Here is a 16,293-nt window from a genome sequence, read left to right as displayed (position 1 = left end):
CGAGCGTGTTAGGTCGGCGTCGGCGTTGTGGTGGTAACCGCGCAACTTAACGCGGAACCGATAAAAGCAAACGGCCCCGCCGGCACAGGGCCGGCGGGGCCGCATCCGTTATCGCTCGGAGGTGGCGGCTATTCCGCTGGCGTGCTCTCCGCGGTGCGCTGTTCGTCGCGCTCGCGCCGCTTGTTGAGAGATACCGGCTCGCCGCTGCGCGTGGGCGTGCTGGCGTCGGCCTGGCCACCGTTTGCCTTGATCCGGGCAGCTTCCTCCTTGGCCCGCTCACGGGCGGCCTGCTTGTTGACCTGCGCCTCCCGAGCGACGTTGCGTGCCCGTTCCAGCTTCTTGCGCGGGGCCTGTTTCCATTCACCGAGCGAGGGCTGAACGATGGTCGACTTGGTCTCGTCGAAGTCGAAGTGCACCGTCTTCTTGGAGCCCCAGTAGTTCACCCGGCCGAGGTCGTAGAATTTCCGCTTGAAACCGGACAGGGCATAGGCCTTCAGACAGCCCATCAGATACTTCCGTTTCGCCTTGTCGCGCGTCCAGGGATAGGAGAAGAAGCTCTTCTTCATGTAGAAGCGGCGGTAATTGTGCATGACGCGGTCAAGCACTTCCGCGCGATCCATCTGGTCCGGCTTAATGATCGGCGTGACGAAGTTGTATTTGTCGAAGTCGTAGACCTCGACCTTGTCATCCAGCTCCGCGAACATGTCGGAGAAAGGCCAGGGGGTGTACATGGCCCAGTTGGCCATGTCGGGCGCCCAGTCCTGGCACATTTGATAGGTTTCCTCGAGCTGCTCCCGCGTCTCGTTCTCCATCCCCACGATGAACTGGGCTTCGGAGACGATGCCGTGCTTGCGCAGCAGTTCGATCGCCTTCTTGTTCTGCTCGATCGTGGTTTCCTTGCGGAACCGGTTCAGGTTCATCTGCGCGGCTGCTTCGGTGCCAAGCGAGATGTGGATCAGCCCGGCCCGGCGGTAGAGCGGCAGGTATTCCTCGTCGCGCAGGATATCGGTCACGCGGGTGTTGATGCCCCAGTAGATATCCAGGTTCCGGGAAGCCAGCTCCTCGCAGAACTCGATGAATTTCTTCCGGTGAATCGTGGGCTCTTCGTCCGCCAGGATGAAGAAGCCGACGTCGTATTCCCGGTACAGGTGCTCGATCTCGTCGACCACGTCCTTCGGGTTGCGCACCCGATAGGTCCGCCAGAACTTCCACTGCGAGCAGAAGGTGCAGGTGTAGGGGCAGCCGCGCGCGAAGTTCGGCACTGCGACTCGGCGGTTCTGCATCGGGATATAGTGGTACTGGTCCCACTCGAGCACGCCCCAGTCGGGCGCCAGCGTGTCCAGCCGGGTGATCGGCGGCGCCGCCGGGTTGGCGATCACCTGCTCGCCGTCGTGCCAGGCGATGCCTTTTACCTGGTCGCACTCCTCAGGCCAGCGACCCTCGTCGATCGTCCGGATCAGGTCGACGAACACGTGCTCGCCTTCGCCGCGCACGATGCAGTCAATCCAAGGCGCCTCGACGAACACCTGCTTGTACATGAAGGTGGCGTGGATGCCGCCCAGGACGGTCACCGCCTCCGGCACCTCTTCCTTGGCGATCTCCAGAATCCGTTCCGCCTTATAGATTGACGGCGTAATCGCGGTGGTGCCGACGACGTCCGGCTGCTCCGCGGCAATGATCGCCCGGATCTGCTCGTCGGAGAGATCGTGCGTCATCGCATCCACGAAACGGATGTTGTCGTAGCCTTCCTTCTTCAAGCTGCCGGCTATGTAGGCCACCCATGCCGGCGGCCAGTTGCCCGCGATCTCCGCGCCACCGGAATGGTAGTTCGGATGCATCAGCAGGATACGCATGACGATCTCCCCAGGCCTGCCGTAACTGTCATATAAACCTGACAAGACCGCTGTAAGCCCGCGTTGACGTGAATCAATTCACGCCCGCAAAAGGCCCTATGCGAAGATCGGAATCGGGTGCGTGAGCAGGAAACTGGCTTGGCGACGGCGAAAGCTCTGAGTCCGGCGGGCCTAAGCCGCGCACTGGACTCCGAGTTCCGCCCAGACGATCGACAGCGCATCGACCAATTGCTCGATGTCCTGATCGCTGTGCAGGGGCGAGGGGGTGAGACGCAGTCGTTCGGCACCCCTCGGGACGGTCGGGTAATTGATCGGCTGGACGTAGATGCCATGCTCGCTCAGCAACCGGTCGGTGATGGCCTTGCACTGCTTGGCATCGCGGACCATGACCGGAACGATGTGGCTCGGATTCGGCAGATGCGGCAACCCCGCATCGTCCAGCCAACGGCGAACCTTCTCGACACGGTCCTGCTGACGGGCGCGCAGCTCATGGGCGTCTCGGACATGGCGTACGCTGGCCAGCGCGCCTGCGGCGATGGCTGGCGGGAGGGAGGTGGTGAAGATGAAGCCGGAAGCATGCGAGCGCACGAAGTCGCACAGCGCGTCGGACGCGGCGATATAGCCACCCATCACCCCGAACGCTTTGCCGAGCGTGCCCTCGATCACCGTCAGCCGGTGCGCCACGCCTTCCCGGTCGGCGATGCCGCCGCCGTTCGGCCCATACAGGCCGACGGCATGCACCTCGTCCAGATAGGTCATGGCGTTGTAGTGCTCGGCAACCTCGCAGAACTCCGCAATCGGGGCGATGTCGCCATCCATCGAGTAGACGCTCTCGAAGGCGATCAGCTTCGGCCGTTCCGGATCGAGGTCGGCCAGCTTCCGGGCCAGGTCTTCGGGATCGTTGTGGGCGAAGATCCGCTTTTCCGCGCGCGAATGCCGAATCCCCTCGATCATCGAGGCGTGGTTGAGGGCGTCCGACAACACGACGCAGTTCGGCAGGCGTGCGGCGAGGGTGCCGAGCGCGGCCCAGTTGGAGACGTAGCCGCTGGTGAATAGCAGGCCGGCCTCCTTGCCGTGCAGCGCGGCCAGTTCCTGCTCCAGCAAAACGTGATAGTGGTTCGTGCCGGAGATGTTGCGCGTCCCGCCGGCGCCCGCACCGCAGCGGTCGATCGCGGTCTTCATGGCCTCCAGCACGTCGGGGTGCTGGCCCATACCCAAGTAGTCGTTGGAGCACCAAACGGTGACGTCGCTGCGGTCCGCACCCTCGTAACGGGTGGCGCGCGGGAAGTCGCCGGCATGGCGTTCCAGGTCGGCGAAGACGCGGTAGCGGCCTTCCGTCTTCAGGCTGCCGATCTGTTGCTGGAAAAAGCTTTCGTAGTCCATTGGCGTCTCTCTGCTGCGCCTGTCGCCTTTGGGCCCCCGCAGGTCAGTGGCCTGCCGACAGCGTATGGCTATCGGAGCTAGCAGGTCCCCACGATCGGGGTTCGGCACGCTTCGAACGCCGCCTTCAAGCGGTCGCCGTCGACTTCCCGGCCGATTGCGACCACGCGGGGCTCGTCGTCCCGGTGCGGCGCGAAGGCGGCGACGGACGACCGTCCCCCGGCCATGTCGAAATGCACCCAGCCGGCCCCCGCGCGGGCGATTCCCTTGACCCGCGCGACATCGCCGAACGCACCGGAAGCCACCGCATCCAGCACCGCCCGCAGGCTCTGCGGATCGCAGGCGCCGGTCAAGCGTGCGCTCCAGGTGTCGAGACCGAGTGCGTTGACGTGCGTGGGGGGCGTCTCGTCATTGCCCGCGTCTTCGCTGTTCTGCTGCTGCCCCGGGTCGACATCCGGTGCGACGTGGGCGCCGTCGTGGACATGGTGCGCAGTATGTTGGCTGTCCAGCGCCTTGGTGGTGTCGGCGGACAGGAGAGCAAGGCTGTTGCCGTCCGGCGTACCGTTTTCCGTCTGACCGTAGGTTGCCTTGATGATCCCCGCCCGCGGGTTCAGGGCGCGCAGCGTATCGTAGACGGTCTGCAGCTCACCCTCGTTCACCGTATCGATCTTGTTGACCACGAACAGCGGCGTCAGGCGGGCCTGTGTCTCGAAATGCTCGGGCAGCTGAGCGTAATCGCGCAGGAAAGCGCCCGCGTCGACCACCGTGGTCAGGCGCAGGGTGCGCAGCAACGGTTTGATGTCGGCCTCTTCCAGGACACCCAGCAGGCTGGCGACGTCGGCAATTCCGCTCGGCTCGATCAGGATGCGTTGCGGCCGGTAGGTTGCGAGCGCCTCGCGCAGCTGCTGGGCGAGGTCTTGGCGGAGCGAGCAGCAGATGCAGCCGTTTGGCAGCTCGACCACATCCGCGCCACGTCCGTACAGCAGCGACGCATCGACCCCCAACTCACCGAAGTCGTTGATCAGCGCCACGGTCGGGACATTCGGATCGACCGATGCGAGGGCGCGGCGCAGGTACGTGGTCTTACCCGCGCCCAGGAACCCTGCGACCACGTCGACCTCGAACGGCTGTCCCTCGGGACGCGACTTCAGGCCCCAGCTCCATAGCTTCTGGGCGGGCAGGGGGAGCATCAGAAACCAGTGCTCCAGGATCGCCAGCGTCATCAAGGTCGCAAGAAAGCTGTAGCCAGCCGCGTCGAACGTGCTGGCCCCCGGCGCCACGGCGGCGTCGACTAGGTAGACGCACACCACCGTCGACACCGTTACCGAGACCGGGAACAGCAGGTTCATCGAGGTGCGCTTGGTCAGGAAGGAGCGCAGGAAGGTGAGATGTTCCGGAACGAACTCCTCGGTGACGTTGCGCACGCCGAGGAACACGTTGAGCTTCGCGCTCTGGTGCATCCACCAGAGCACGACGAAGGTCCACAGACCGACCTTGTTCGGCTGGTCCCAGGTGACCGCCAGCACGATCGCCGCCCCCGCCAGGATGGCCAGTTCGTGCCACAGGCTGGTCATGATCGCGTGGCCGAAGTGCTTCCAGCCTCGGCAGCCCTCGGGACAGGGGTGTGTGCGTGGCCCGGTGACGTAGCCGGTGTAGAAGCTGAGCTCGATCCATCCCCAGACCAGCAGGCCGCTGGCAAACGCGCAGTACGCGCCGCTCAGGGTCGTGTCGTTTGCCGTCGCGCCGATGCCGAACAGGGCGGCGACCAGCACGACGGATGCTCCCAGCATGCTCCACTTGAAGGTTGGCCGGGGGAGGCCGTCCAGATAGATCACCGCTCCGGTGGAGAACCACCAGAGGAACAGGGCGAACAGCGCTGGCCAGAGGTAGGCGTCCATGTGCGCGCTGGTGTCCGTCGTTACCGTTGATCCCGTGCCGCATGCCGAATCGGCGCCGGCGTGGTGTTACCTGTGCGCGGGACCGCGTTGCGGCGAAACCGCCCGACAGGTGCGGTCAGGATAACGCGCGCATCGCGCGGCGTTGATTCGAAACCGCCCGATCTGCGTGCGGCGGACTATTGCCGTTCGCGTTGCTTGGTCGCGGTGACCAGTAGGGCTGCGAAGGCGTCGCGGTTCGTTGTGCCATAGGCTTCCAGGAAAATCCGTTCGCCAGTCGCCATGTCCTTCAGCGACAGCCGGCCGTTCTCCCAAAGCGTCAGCTTGAAGGGGGGCTTGGCGCCGATGTTCTGCATTTGCCGCTGGCGGGCGAGCGCGCGCATGGCGCCGCGAATGAACCCGTTTTCGCCCGGGGCGACCGTATCGATCAGTTCATTGGTATCGGCGTCGTAGACGGCGACCGACCCATCCGGCCGGTCGTCGACTCGGATTGGCACGCTGGTCCGCGGTTCGCTGTCCGGCTCGCCGGGCAGGTTCAAACCGGTGATGCTGCCGTAAGCAGCGAACGCCATCGTGATCGCCAGAATCAGGCCAGCGCCAATGATCGCCTTGCGCGGAACCACACCACGGTTGTCGCTCATCGCGCTTCGTCCTCCTCCTCGGGCTCGCGGTGGCCCGTTCGTGGGTCGCGGGCGGTGCGCCGTCGCGGCGCCGTTGGCTGTCGGCGGTCCTGCGCGGCACTGTGGTTGTCTGCGTCTACGTCTACGTCTGCGGCGGGCGGGGGCCGCCGGGATGTTCTGTGTGCCGCGGTCTGTGCCGCGGCGTAGAAAGGCGCGCAGGGCGCGTCTCTGCGCGGCCTATTCGGCCGCCGAGACGCGCACCTGCTGTTGGGCCATGTGCGGCATCTGCCGATCATCTTGATCCGCGTTGCCACCGGTCGTCGACGTCTGGTCGGGCGTTTCGGCCGCGCCGCTTGGCTGGTTGACGAAGCGCTGCAACGCATTTGCCAAGATCTCTGCAACGTGCCGTGCGTTCGGTACCTCGCGCAAGGTCGGCTCGGCCTGCTTGAAGTGCCAGGGCCGGACGTGCGGCCACAGGCGCAGGTAGGCGATGTTGTTGCCTTCGCGCAGCTGCAGGCTGATGTTGCCTGCGCCGCCCTTATGCTCTTTGAGGCTGGCGGTGTCGATCACCCTGAACGGGACGTTGTAGGTGATCGGCAAGGCCACGCCGATGCGCATCACCACCCGCCGGTTGGTGATGGTGTAGACGGTGGTGCGGGCGACCAGCCAGGCGAAGCCCTGAAACAGAGCGATCGCACCAATCCCGAGGACGGCCAGCCAGATCACCGAGGTCGCGGCATCGAGGATGCCGCGACCGTCGGAGATCGCCGTGGCCGCGCCCCAAGCCGCCAGGATTCCGAAATAGAGCGCGATCAGCCTGAGATTGAACAGAAAGCGTCCCAGGCTCCGGGCGCTCGGGGCGCCCTGCCAGAGGATCTCTTCACCCTCTGGCGGACGCTTCGGCAGACCCGGGATCGGCTCGAAATCGAAATCGTCATGGCTCATAAGAGCGGCTCCGCGCGGTGCGGCATGGCATGCAGGTGACCACCGCCGAAGTAGCCCATGATCTTGTCCTCTTCCAGGCGCGTGATCTGGGTGTTGTCCTTCACCGTCGGTGCGTCCTTGAACTGGCTGGCGGTAACCGCCTTCACGTCGATCCACTTCTTCCGGGCGTTGCCCTTGACCTTGGTCAGGAAGAAGGGAACCAGAACGCTTTTGGCCGCCTGGGCGGTGCCGCAATCGACCTCAAGGTAACGGATGATCGATTCCGGCTTGTCGACCCAGATTTCCTTCACCGTGCCGGCCGTTTCGCCATCGGCGCAGTAGACGTCCATGCCGCGCGGGTCGGGGTCGCTGTCGATCACCTTCCAGCCCTCGGCCTGGCTGATCGGCACGATCTTCGCCTCGCCGTGCCAAGTCAGCTCGGGCGTATCGTGTCGCTCGGCGTAGGCGGCCGCACCGATCTGGTCCTTGAGCGGATCGCCGGTCGGGATCAGCGGGGCGCCGGGGAAATTGCCCGCCGGCTCGGCCGGCACCGGACGCTCGTCGCGCTTAAAGTCGGGCGCGAAGTAGGCGCTGCCGTCGGGGAGCAGGAAACGCTTGGGCTTGGGGATCGACGGCCAGCCTTGCAAAACGATGCGGTTGGTGTTCTCGATGCGGTCGGATTCCAGTGGATAACCTTCCCGCTTGTCTTCGCGGCGGATGTAGATGATCAGGCCTGCGAAGAAAATCCAGAAGACGTAAAGCACGATCTGTGCCACGTCCATATATTCGGTAATGGCGCCAAAGGGCATGGCTCTACTCCTTGCACTTGTCTAGCCGGGGAACTCGGCCAGACCGAACTTCCGTTGCGACGTCTTCTCGTTTGACCGCTGAGTGGAACGCACCAGCGGTCCGACCGCGACCAGGGTCGCGAACAGCAGCAAGATCTCCAGGTGGTAAACGACCCCGTAGCCGGTGCTGGCCTGGTTCATCGCCGGGCCCAGCGCCCCGGACAGCGCGAAGCCGTTGACCACATCCCGCACAGCGCCGCCCAGCGCGATCGCGCAGCCCATTGCGGTAGCCTGCACGGCCCCCCAGGCGCCCAGTGCGATCCCGCTTTCGCTGCCCTCGGCCATCTCCATGACGGCCGTGAGCGTTGAGACGCCAAACAGCCCGCCGCCCAGGCCGATCAGCACCGCGCCAGCCCGAAACATCGTGGCCGAGCCGAGCGGTGCCGCGAAGATCACCAGGGAAAAGGCGACGAGACCGATCAGCACGCCGACCGCCGCCAGCCGGTGATGGTTCCGGCCCCGGTTGAGCTGTTGGGCGGCCAGCATGAAGCCGATCAGCATACCGCCTGCCAACATGGCGGTGAGCAGCGTGGTCTCGCTCACGCTGAGGCCCAGCACCTGACCGCCGTAGGGCTCCAGGAGGACGTCCTGCATGGAAAAGCCGGCGGTCCCTAGGCCGACGGCCGTCAGCAGGCGCAGCGTGCGGCCCTGACCCCGGAACGTGCGCCACGCTTCGGTGAAGCTGGGACGATCGCGATCCGGCGCGGTCAGTTCCTTGTTCCGGGCTTCCTGTTTCCACAGCGCGATGCTGTTGAAGATGATCGTGACGGCGGCGGCGCCCTGGATCACCTGGATCAGTTTCATCTGGTCGAACTCGGCGAGCAGTACGCCGAACGAGAGCGCGGCGGCGACCATGCCGACCAGCAGCATGACGTACAGCAGCGCGACCACACGCGGGCGCTTGTCCGCCGGGGCCACGTCGGTCGCGAGCGCCAGGCCGGCGGTCTGCGTCGTGTGCAGTCCGGCGCCGACCAGCAGGAAGGCGATGCCGGCGGCGCCCTGGCCGACCCATGGCGGCACCGTCTGCACCGTATCGCCCGAGAGCACCAGCAGCGCAAACGGCATGATCGCCAAGCCGCCGAACTGTAGCATCGTGCCGATCCAGATATACGGCACGCGCCGCCAACCGAGCACCGACTTATGGGTGTCGGAGCGGAAGCCGACCAGGGCGCGGAACGGCGCGAACACAACCGGCAGTGCCACCATCAGCGAAACCAGCCAGGCCGGCACGTCCAGTTCCAGAATCATCACGCGGTTCAGCGTACCGGTCAGCAGCACCACGGCCATGCCGACCGAGACCTGGAACAGCGACAGGCGCAGTAGCCGGCCGAGCGGCAGTTCCGCCGACGCGGCATCCGCGAAGGGGAGGAACCGCGGTCCGAGTTGCTGCCAGCCCTGCGCGAGTTGGGCGTTCAGTTTCTTCATCGCGGCAACACCTCCAGCGCTTGGGAGGTGTAGAAGAAGTGGCCGATCCGTTGCGTGCGCCCGGGCTGCCAGCCTTGCAGACGCGGCGCGCGCGCCATCAGCTTTTTCAGCTTGGTCTCGCGGATCGGCTCGATCGCGGGCGACTTGTCGCCGCGCGGGAACAACTGGCCACTCAGGTGCATGAGCGTAAGCGGCAGGGTGCGCGGCGCGAAGGTCACCAGCAGCTGGCGCTCGGCCATCGCCGCCAGGTTGGCGATCATCGCCACCATGTCATCGGGCTTGTAGTGGATGATCGAGTCCATCGCGACGACATGATCGAAGGTGCCAAGCTCCTGATCGGTCATATCGCCGACCCGGAAGTCGACGGCGCCCGGCTTGGCGTGGCCGGCTTCCACCGCTTCGGCATGGCGCTGTCGGCCGAGGTCCACCAGCGTGGGCGAGATATCGACCGCAACCACCTCGGCGCCGCGGCGCGCGGCCTCGACCGACAGCATACCGGTGCCGCAGCCGGCATCCAGCAAGCGGCGGCCGGTCAGGTCGGCGGGCATCCAGTCCAGCAGCGTTTCCCGCATCTGCGCACGCCCCTCCCGCACGGTGGCGCGAATGCGGCTCACCGGGGCGTCGGAGGTCAGGCGCTGCCAAGCCGTCGCCGCGGTACGGTCGAAGTACTCCGCGAGCTGGCTGCGGCGTTGCTGGTAGCTGGTTTGGGTCATGCTAGGTTGCGATCTCGCGTGCGCAGTTACTCGAAGCCGAGCAGGTCGAAGATTTCCCGGTCCTTGAGCGGCTTGGCCTCCAGCGCCTCGCTGCCGCTCAAGAGCTTCTGGGCAAGTTGCAGGTAGTCCTGCTGGATCGCCTCGGCGTCCTCGCCCTCCATCTCGAACAGCGTGCGTTTCTTCAGCCGGCTGCGGCGGATGACGTCGTAGTCCTTGATCTGCGCCATCGTCTTCAGCCCGGCCGCTTCGTTGTAGAGGTCAAGCTGATCGGTGCCGTGCGAGCGGTTGCAGATCGCCCCGCCGAGCCGGACCTTGTAGTTCTTCGACTTCGCCTGGATGGCGCCGACGATCCGGTTCATCGCGAAGATGCTGTCGAAGTCGTTGGCGGTGACAATCAACGCCCGCTCGGCGTGTTGCAGCGGCGCGGCGAAGCCGCCGCAGACGACGTCGCCCAGCACGTCGAAGATCACCACGTCGGTGTCTTCCAGCAGGTGGTGTTCTTTGAGTAGCTTGACCGTCTGGCCGACCACATAGCCGCCGCAGCCGGTACCGGCCGGCGGTCCGCCGGCCTCGACGCACATCACGCCATTGTAGCCCTCGTAGACGAAGTCTTCGAGGCGTAGCTCCTCGGGATGGAAATCGACCGACTGCAGCACGTCGATCACCGTCGGGACCAGCTTGCCGGTCAGCGTGAAGGTGCTGTCGTGCTTGGGATCGCAACCGATCTGGAGAACCCGCTTGCCGAGGTGCGAGAAGGCCGCGGAGAGGTTCGACGAGGTGGTCGACTTGCCGATGCCGCCCTTGCCGTAGACCGCGAAGACCTGCGCCCCCTGAATCTCGTCGCGCGGGTCCAGCTTGACCTGGACGCTGCCGTCGCCGTCACCCCGGGTCGGTCCGCTGCGTCGCGCGGTGAGTGTGCTCATGAGGCTCTCCCTTGTTGCCCAGCCGTGCCATCCCACAAGGGCGGCGAATGATGTCCCGGCGGCGTGCCAGGACGGATGCGGCGCATGTTAGGCCGCGGCTTCGTCGATGCCCTCGAGCCGGTCCTCGAGCTCCTCGCCGAAGCGCCGCAGGGCCTCCAGCGTCGCGTCGTCCGGGGTCCAGTAGTTGCGCTCGTGCGCCTCGATCAGTCGGTTGGCCATGCGCGCGGACGCGGCCGGGTTGAGCTGCGCCAGGCGTTCGCGCATCTCGTCGTCGAGCACGAACGTCTGGGTCAGGCGGTCGTACACCCAGGGTTGCACCTGGCCGGTCGTCGCCGACCACCCCATGGTGTTGGTGATCTGCTGCTCGATCTGGCGCACGCCCTCGTAGCCGCTTTCCAGCATGCCTTCGTACCACTTCGGGTTCAGGCTGCGGGTGCGGGTCTCCAGACCGACTTGTTCGCCGATCGTCCGCACCTTGCCTTTGCCGGTGGTGTGGTCGCCGACGTAAACCGGAATTTCGCCGTTCTTGCCGGCGTTCCCGGCCGCGGCCTGGCCGTTTTCGCGTTGCGCCTTGCCGGCGGCGCGGCTGATCGAGCCCAACGTGTCGAAGTAGTAGCCGATCGAGGTCACGCCGACTTCGGTCGAGTCGAGGTTCTGGTAAGCCATCTGGACGTCGCCCAGCATGCGGTTCAGCAGCGCAGGGCGCTTCATCGGGCTGCCAGAGACGCCATAGGCGAAGCACTTGCGCTTGGTGTAGGCGTCGGCCAGCTCGTCCTCGTCGTTCCAGCGGCCGTTTTCGACCAGTTGGTTGACGTTGGAGCCGTAGGCGCCCTCGGCGTTCGAGAACACCCGCAGCGCGGCGGTCTCCAGATCGACCCCCTCCTGCTGCATGTAGGCGAGCGCGTGCTTGCGCACGAAGTTCCATTCCGGCGCCTCGTCCGCTTGTGCGGCGAGGTAGGCCGCCTCGGCCAGTAGCTTGGTCTGCATCGGCAGGAGGTCACGGAAGATGCCGGACAGCGTCATAACGACGTCGATCCGCGGCCGGCCCAGCGTATCCAGGTCGCTCAACTTCGCGCCGGCCAGCCGGCCGTAGCTGTCGAACCGCGGCTCCGCCCCCATCAGGCTGAGCGCCTGGGCGATCGGCGCCCCCTCGTTCTTCAGGTTGTCGGTGCCCCAGAGCACCAGCGCGATCGATTCCGGATAGCCGTTGCCATCGGCACGGTAGCGCTCGATCAGTTGATCGCTCTGGCGCCGGCCCTCGTGCATGGCGAACGCGCTGGGCAGGCGGAAGGGGTCGAAGCCGTGAATGTTGCGCCCGGTCGGCAGAACGCTCGGCTTGCGCAGGAAGTCGCCGCCCGGGGCCGGTGGGATAAAGCCGCCGTCGAGCGCGTGCAGGATCGCCTGCGTTTCCGTTTGCGTCTTCAGTTGACGGTCGATCCCCTGCAGCTCGCGCGCGCGGTCCAGGGCCGACGCGTCGCGCTTGCGGCCCCCGGCCTGGAGCGCTTGCTCGGGGCTCTGGCCTTCGACCAGTGCCTCGATCGTGGCGTAGGGCAGGGAGGTCTTGCCGTCCGCCTCGGCGTCGCTCTCCACCATGGCGGTCAGCATCTCGACCCGCTGCGCCGGCGTGGGAGCCTCGCCGAGGGTGTGCAGACCATAGGGGATCAGCGTGTTCTCGAGTTCGCGCACGTCTTCGTGCAGCTGGTAGATGTTCTCCTCGGCCGTTGCCCCGGTCCAGGTAGCCGCGTCTTCGTCCGCCAGATCGAGTTTGATCGCCTGCGCCTGAATCAGCTCGGTCAGCTGATCTCGCTCGTCCTGTTGCTGCGGCGGCAGGGCGCGGTAGCGCTCGATCGAGTGCTTGAGGTCGAGCAGGTCCTTGTAGAGACCCGCGCGCGCCAGCGGCGGGGTCATGTAGCTGATCAGCGTGGCGGCGCCGCGCCGCTTGGCCAGCATGCCCTCGGATGGGTTGTTGGCGGCATAGAGATAGAAGTTCGGCAGATCGCCGATCAGCCGGTCCGGCCAGCAGTCGTTCGACAGGCCGGTCTGCTTGCCGGGCATGAACTCGAGCGCGCCGTGGGTGCCGAAGTGCAGCACCGCGTGCGCGCCGAAGTCTTCCTTGATGTAGCGGTAGAAGTTGGAGAAGTCGTGGGTCGGCGCGAACCCCTTCTCGAACAGCAGGCGCATCGGGTCGCCCTCGTAGCCAAAGCCGGGCTGTACGCCGACGAAGACGTTGCCGAACTGTGCGCCCATGACGAACAGGTGCCGGCCGTCGGCGTTCTGCCGACCCGGCGCCGGGCCCCAGGCGGCCTCGATGTCCTTCAGCCAGGTCTCCCGCTTGACGTGCTGATCGACCGGGGTGCGGTGGTGGACGTTGGCGAGTGCACCGAACTGCTCGGCGTTGCCTTGGACGATCGCCGCGCGCAGCTCGTCGACCGTCTCGGGCACGTCAACCGTGTAGCCGGCTTGCTTCAACTCGCCCAACGTGCGGTGCAGGCTCTCGAACACGGACAGGAAGGCCGCCGTGCCGGTCGCGCCTGCGTTCGGCGGGAAGTTGAACAGCGCGATCGCGAGCTTGCGGTCCTTGCGCGCCGACTTGCGCAGCTGGACCTGCTTATCGACCCGTCGCGCCAACATGTTGGCGCGTTCGGGATGAACGTGCATGTCGCGCAGCTGGCCGTCGTCGGCATTGATCGACCGGCCCCCGAACACCATCGAGCCGGTGGCACCATCCAGTTCCGGAATCGCGACCATCATCGTGGCCTCGACCGGCATCAGGCCGTTCTCGGAGGCCTTCCAGGCCTCCATCGTCTGGAACTCCACGGCGTGCGCGGCGATGTAGGGCACGTCGAGCTGCTCCAGCATCGCCTCGGCCGCGCCGGCGTCGTTGTACGCCGGGCCACCAACCAGCGAGAAGCCGGTCAGCGAGACCACGGCGTCGACCGTCGGTTGGCCGTCCTTCATGAAGAAGGTCTCGACCGCCGGCCGGTTGTCCAGGCCGCTTGCGAAGGCGGGCACGACCTCCAGGCCGCGCGCCTCCAGCGCCTGGATCACGCCGTCATAGTGCTGCGCGTTATTGGCCAGCACGTAGGAGCGCATCAGGAGCACGCCGACGCGTGCCTTTGCGCCTGACAGGCGGGGCAGGTGGCCGGCGTCGCTGGCGATCCGGTCCTTCATCCGCGGGTGGTAGACGCCGACGTCCGGATATTCGCGCGGCGCTGGCGCGGCCAGGGTGCCGGCAAGCGGCGCACGCGTACCGGCGGCGTAGCGGTTGACCAGGAAGCGCACCATGTTGGCGACGTTCTCGGTGGAGCCCGCCAGCATGTACTGCAGGGTCAGGAAATAGGCGCGCACGTCCTGGGCGGTGCCTGGGATGTAGCGCAGCATCTTCGGCACCCGGCGCAGCATCGCCATCTGCTTGCTGCCGGAACTGCCACTGCCTGGCTTCTTAGATCCCTTGAGGCGCTTGAGCAGCTTGATCGGCGCGGACTGCTCGCCGCTCATATCGAACTGGCCGATCCGGGTCAGCTTGATGACCTCGCCCGCGCTCATCGCGCAGATCATCGCATCGCAGGTGTCGCGCCGGGCTTGCAGGTCGGGCAGGACCGCCTGGATGTGGTCTTCCATGAACAGCATCGAGGCGATGACGATGTCGCCCTGCGCGATGTCCTCGCGGCAGCGTTCAAGGGCGTCGGGATCGCGATTCCACTCGGTAGCCGCGTGCAGGTTCAGCTCCAGACCCGGCAGCTCGCGCTGCTGTAACTGACGGCACGCCTGTTCGGTCGCGCTCGCCAGATGCGTATCCAGCGTCACGATGACCACGCGCAGGGGCGTGCTGTTATGAGCCGAAGTGCGCTTTGGCATCATACAAGGCCTCGACCGTTATCTTGCTGAGCCCGCGCTCGCGGGCGAATTTCTCCGTATTCCGGCGCGCTTTGCCGCGGACGAAGAAGGGGATTTTCTTCAGTTCCTGTTCGGCGTCGGGGGTCCAGGCGGGCGCGTCGGTGGGGGCGTCCAGCGTGGCGGTGTCGCCGGCATCGGCGCCAGCCGTTTCCAGCTGCTTTTCGGGCACTGCGGCGTCGGGGGCCGGCTGCGGCGCGGGCTCGAGAGCTTCGACGCGGGCGCCGGGACCGTGGTGGGAGGGGCGGGCGTCGTCGTGGAACTCGAAGTCCTCGCGGAACATGCCGAGCAGGTGTTCCTCGAGGCCCATCACCAGCGGGTGGACGAAGGTGTCGAACAGGACGTTGGCGCCCTCGAAGCCCATCACCGGGGAATAGCGCGCGGGGAAGTCCTGCACGTGCACCGGGGCGGAGATCACCGCGCAGCCGATCCCCAGGCGCTTGGCGATGTGGCGTTCCATCTGCGTGCCCAGCACCAGCTCGGGCTGCAGCTCGGCGATCTGCGCCTCGACCTCCAGGTAGTCGTCGCTGATCAGCGCCTCGACGCCGTAGGCCTGCGCCGCCGCGCGCACCTCCCGGCCGAACTCGCGGGCGTAGGTGCCCAGCCCCACCACCTCGAAGCCCATCTCCTCCTGGGCGACCCGCGCGGCGGCGATCGCATGCGTGCCGTCGGCGAACACGAACACCCGCTTGCCGGTCAGGTAGTTGCTGTCGACCGAGCGCGACCACCAGGGCAGGCGGGTCGGCATGGCGTCGAGCACCGGGGCGGGATCGACCCCGCAGATCTCCGCGACCTCCTGGACGAACTCCCGGGTGGCATTGACGCCGTAGGGGATCGTCTCGGTCTGCGGCATCTTCCACTCGCGCTTGAGCCAGCGCGCGAGCGTGCCCGCGACCTCGGGGTAGAGCGGGATGTTGACGTCGGCCTGCGGGATCCGCTGCAGGTCGTGCGGGCTGGCGCCCAGCGGCGCGGCGACGTTGACCTCGATCCCGAGCTGGCCTAGCAGCCGGGTGATCTCGGCGACGTCGTCGCGGTGCCGGAAGCCGAGCGCGGTGGCGCCCAGAATGTTCGCCCGGGGGCGCTCGCCTGCGGGGCTGCCGACCGGCGTCTGCCCGTCGTTGCGCCCGATCAGGCCGCGCACCAGCTGGTAGAAGGTCTCCGCCGCGCCCCAGTTCTCCTTGCGCTGGTAGGCCGGCAGCTCCAGCGCCACCACCGGGATCGGCAGGTTGAGGGCACTCATCAGCCCGCCCGGATCGTCCTGGATCAGCTCCGCCGTGCACGACGAGCCGACCAGCATCGCCTCGGGCCGGAAGCGGTCGTAGGCGTCCCTGGCCGCCCGGGAGAACAGTTCCGCGGTGTCCGAGCCGAGATCGCGCTCCTTGAAGGTGGTGTAGGTCACCGGCGGCCGGTGGTCGCGCCGTTCGATCATGGTGAACAGCAGGTCGGCGTAGGTGTCGCCCTGCGGGGCGTGCAGCACGTAGTGCACGCCGGTCATGCCGGTGGCGACCCGCATCGCGCCGACGTGCGGCGGCCCCTCGTATGTCCAGACGGTCAGTTGCATGCGCCTAGACCTTTAAACGCGTCTTGCGGTCGAGCGGCCGGGCGAACAGCTCCGCCAGGTCCTTCGCCTGCTCGTAGCCCTGGATCGGCGTGAACAGCAGCTCGATCGACCACTTGGTGGTGATCCCCTGCGCCTCCAGCGGGTTCGCCAGCCCCAGCCCGCAGACCACCATGTCCGGCGCGTCCGCGTGGCAGCGGTCGAGCTGCTTCTCGACGTCCTGCCCCTCGCTCAAGCGCGGCGCGGCCGCGCCCTCATGC

The 16,293-nt window shown here is 66.5% G+C and carries 11 protein-coding genes and 1 pseudogene; all 12 read right to left on the bottom strand.

Annotated elements, in window-relative coordinates; translation table 11 throughout:
• Positions 1-128: 128 nt before the first annotated feature.
• The gene (bchE, locus tag RHOSA_RS22785; RefSeq protein ID WP_081728745.1) at positions 129-1,853 is read right to left on the bottom strand and encodes a magnesium-protoporphyrin IX monomethyl ester anaerobic oxidative cyclase; all 1,725 of its coding nucleotides are present in this window, start codon (positions 1,851-1,853) and stop codon (positions 129-131) included.
• Between the two features lie 171 nt (positions 1,854-2,024).
• On the bottom strand, positions 2,025-3,236 hold the full coding sequence (gene hemA / locus RHOSA_RS0114745) for a 5-aminolevulinate synthase (protein ID WP_027289275.1): 1,212 nt from the start codon (positions 3,234-3,236) through the stop codon (positions 2,025-2,027).
• A gap of 77 nt (positions 3,237-3,313) precedes the next feature.
• Positions 3,314-5,131, bottom strand: a complete 1,818-nt coding sequence (gene puhE, locus RHOSA_RS24395; protein WP_051432182.1) for a putative photosynthetic complex assembly protein PuhE — start codon at positions 5,129-5,131, stop codon at positions 3,314-3,316.
• Positions 5,132-5,307: 176 nt separating this feature from the next.
• Entirely contained in the window at positions 5,308-5,769 is a 462-nt protein-coding gene (gene puhC, locus RHOSA_RS0114735; RefSeq protein WP_027289274.1) for a photosynthetic complex assembly protein PuhC, read from the bottom strand.
• A gap of 216 nt (positions 5,770-5,985) precedes the next feature.
• A complete protein-coding gene (gene puhB, locus RHOSA_RS22775) occupies positions 5,986-6,693 on the bottom strand; it encodes a photosynthetic complex putative assembly protein PuhB (RefSeq protein WP_051432181.1) in 708 nt (235 codons plus the stop codon).
• Positions 6,690-7,481, bottom strand: coding sequence for a photosynthetic reaction center subunit H (gene puhA, locus RHOSA_RS0114725; protein ID WP_027289273.1), 792 nt, complete (start codon positions 7,479-7,481; stop codon positions 6,690-6,692). Before puhA ends, puhB begins: the two co-directional genes overlap by 4 nt.
• Before the next feature lie 21 nt (positions 7,482-7,502).
• Positions 7,503-8,945: a BCD family MFS transporter gene (locus tag RHOSA_RS0114720; protein WP_027289272.1), complete on the bottom strand. Its 1,443-nt coding sequence runs from the start codon at positions 8,943-8,945 to the stop codon at positions 7,503-7,505.
• Entirely contained in the window at positions 8,942-9,658 is a 717-nt protein-coding gene (bchM, locus tag RHOSA_RS0114715; RefSeq protein WP_027289271.1) for a magnesium protoporphyrin IX methyltransferase, read from the bottom strand. The genes RHOSA_RS0114720 and bchM overlap by 4 nt, the downstream gene beginning before the upstream one ends.
• Before the next feature lie 26 nt (positions 9,659-9,684).
• Positions 9,685-10,581 carry a ferredoxin:protochlorophyllide reductase (ATP-dependent) iron-sulfur ATP-binding protein gene (gene bchL / locus RHOSA_RS0114710; protein ID WP_027289270.1) on the bottom strand — a complete coding sequence of 299 codons (897 nt, stop codon included), beginning with the start codon at positions 10,579-10,581 and terminating at the stop codon, positions 9,685-9,687.
• An 87-nt stretch (positions 10,582-10,668) separates the two neighbouring features.
• The gene (locus tag RHOSA_RS0114705) at positions 10,669-14,442 is read right to left on the bottom strand and encodes a magnesium chelatase subunit H (RefSeq protein ID WP_437123672.1); all 3,774 of its coding nucleotides are present in this window, start codon (positions 14,440-14,442) and stop codon (positions 10,669-10,671) included.
• Positions 14,414-16,036 (bottom strand): ferredoxin:protochlorophyllide reductase (ATP-dependent) subunit B, encoded by a 1,623-nt coding sequence (gene bchB / locus RHOSA_RS0114700; RefSeq protein ID WP_027289268.1) that lies wholly within the window; start codon positions 16,034-16,036, stop codon positions 14,414-14,416. Before bchB ends, RHOSA_RS0114705 begins: the two co-directional genes overlap by 29 nt.
• Positions 16,037-16,040: 4 nt before the next feature.
• Positions 16,041-16,293: pseudogene (locus tag RHOSA_RS24825) on the bottom strand (ferredoxin:protochlorophyllide reductase (ATP-dependent) subunit N); the annotation flags it as partial.

It is taken from the genome of Rhodovibrio salinarum DSM 9154 (genome assembly GCF_000515255.1).
GTDB classification, from domain to species: Bacteria; Pseudomonadota; Alphaproteobacteria; order Kiloniellales; family Rhodovibrionaceae; genus Rhodovibrio; species Rhodovibrio salinarum.
This window is presented reverse-complemented; position numbering and strand designations above follow the sequence as displayed.

What these genes read in the sequence shown, in the direction of transcription:
- bchE (WP_081728745.1), bottom strand. Translation starts at nt 1,853, where the DNA reads ATGCGTATCCTGCTGATGCATCCGAACTACCATTCCGGTGGCGCGGAG.
- hemA (WP_027289275.1), bottom strand. Translation starts at nt 3,236, where the DNA reads ATGGACTACGAAAGCTTTTTCCAGCAACAGATCGGCAGCCTGAAGACG.
- puhE (WP_051432182.1), bottom strand. Translation starts at nt 5,131, where the DNA reads ATGGACGCCTACCTCTGGCCAGCGCTGTTCGCCCTGTTCCTCTGGTGG.
- puhC (WP_027289274.1), bottom strand. Translation starts at nt 5,769, where the DNA reads ATGAGCGACAACCGTGGTGTGGTTCCGCGCAAGGCGATCATTGGCGCT.
- puhB (WP_051432181.1), bottom strand. Translation starts at nt 6,693, where the DNA reads ATGAGCCATGACGATTTCGATTTCGAGCCGATCCCGGGTCTGCCGAAG.
- puhA (WP_027289273.1), bottom strand. Translation starts at nt 7,481, where the DNA reads ATGCCCTTTGGCGCCATTACCGAATATATGGACGTGGCACAGATCGTG.
- RHOSA_RS0114720 (WP_027289272.1), bottom strand. Translation starts at nt 8,945, where the DNA reads ATGAAGAAACTGAACGCCCAACTCGCGCAGGGCTGGCAGCAACTCGGA.
- bchM (WP_027289271.1), bottom strand. Translation starts at nt 9,658, where the DNA reads ATGACCCAAACCAGCTACCAGCAACGCCGCAGCCAGCTCGCGGAGTAC.
- bchL (WP_027289270.1), bottom strand. Translation starts at nt 10,581, where the DNA reads ATGAGCACACTCACCGCGCGACGCAGCGGACCGACCCGGGGTGACGGC.
- RHOSA_RS0114705 (WP_437123672.1), bottom strand. Translation starts at nt 14,442, where the DNA reads ATGATGCCAAAGCGCACTTCGGCTCATAACAGCACGCCCCTGCGCGTG.
- bchB (WP_027289268.1), bottom strand. Translation starts at nt 16,036, where the DNA reads ATGCAACTGACCGTCTGGACATACGAGGGGCCGCCGCACGTCGGCGCG.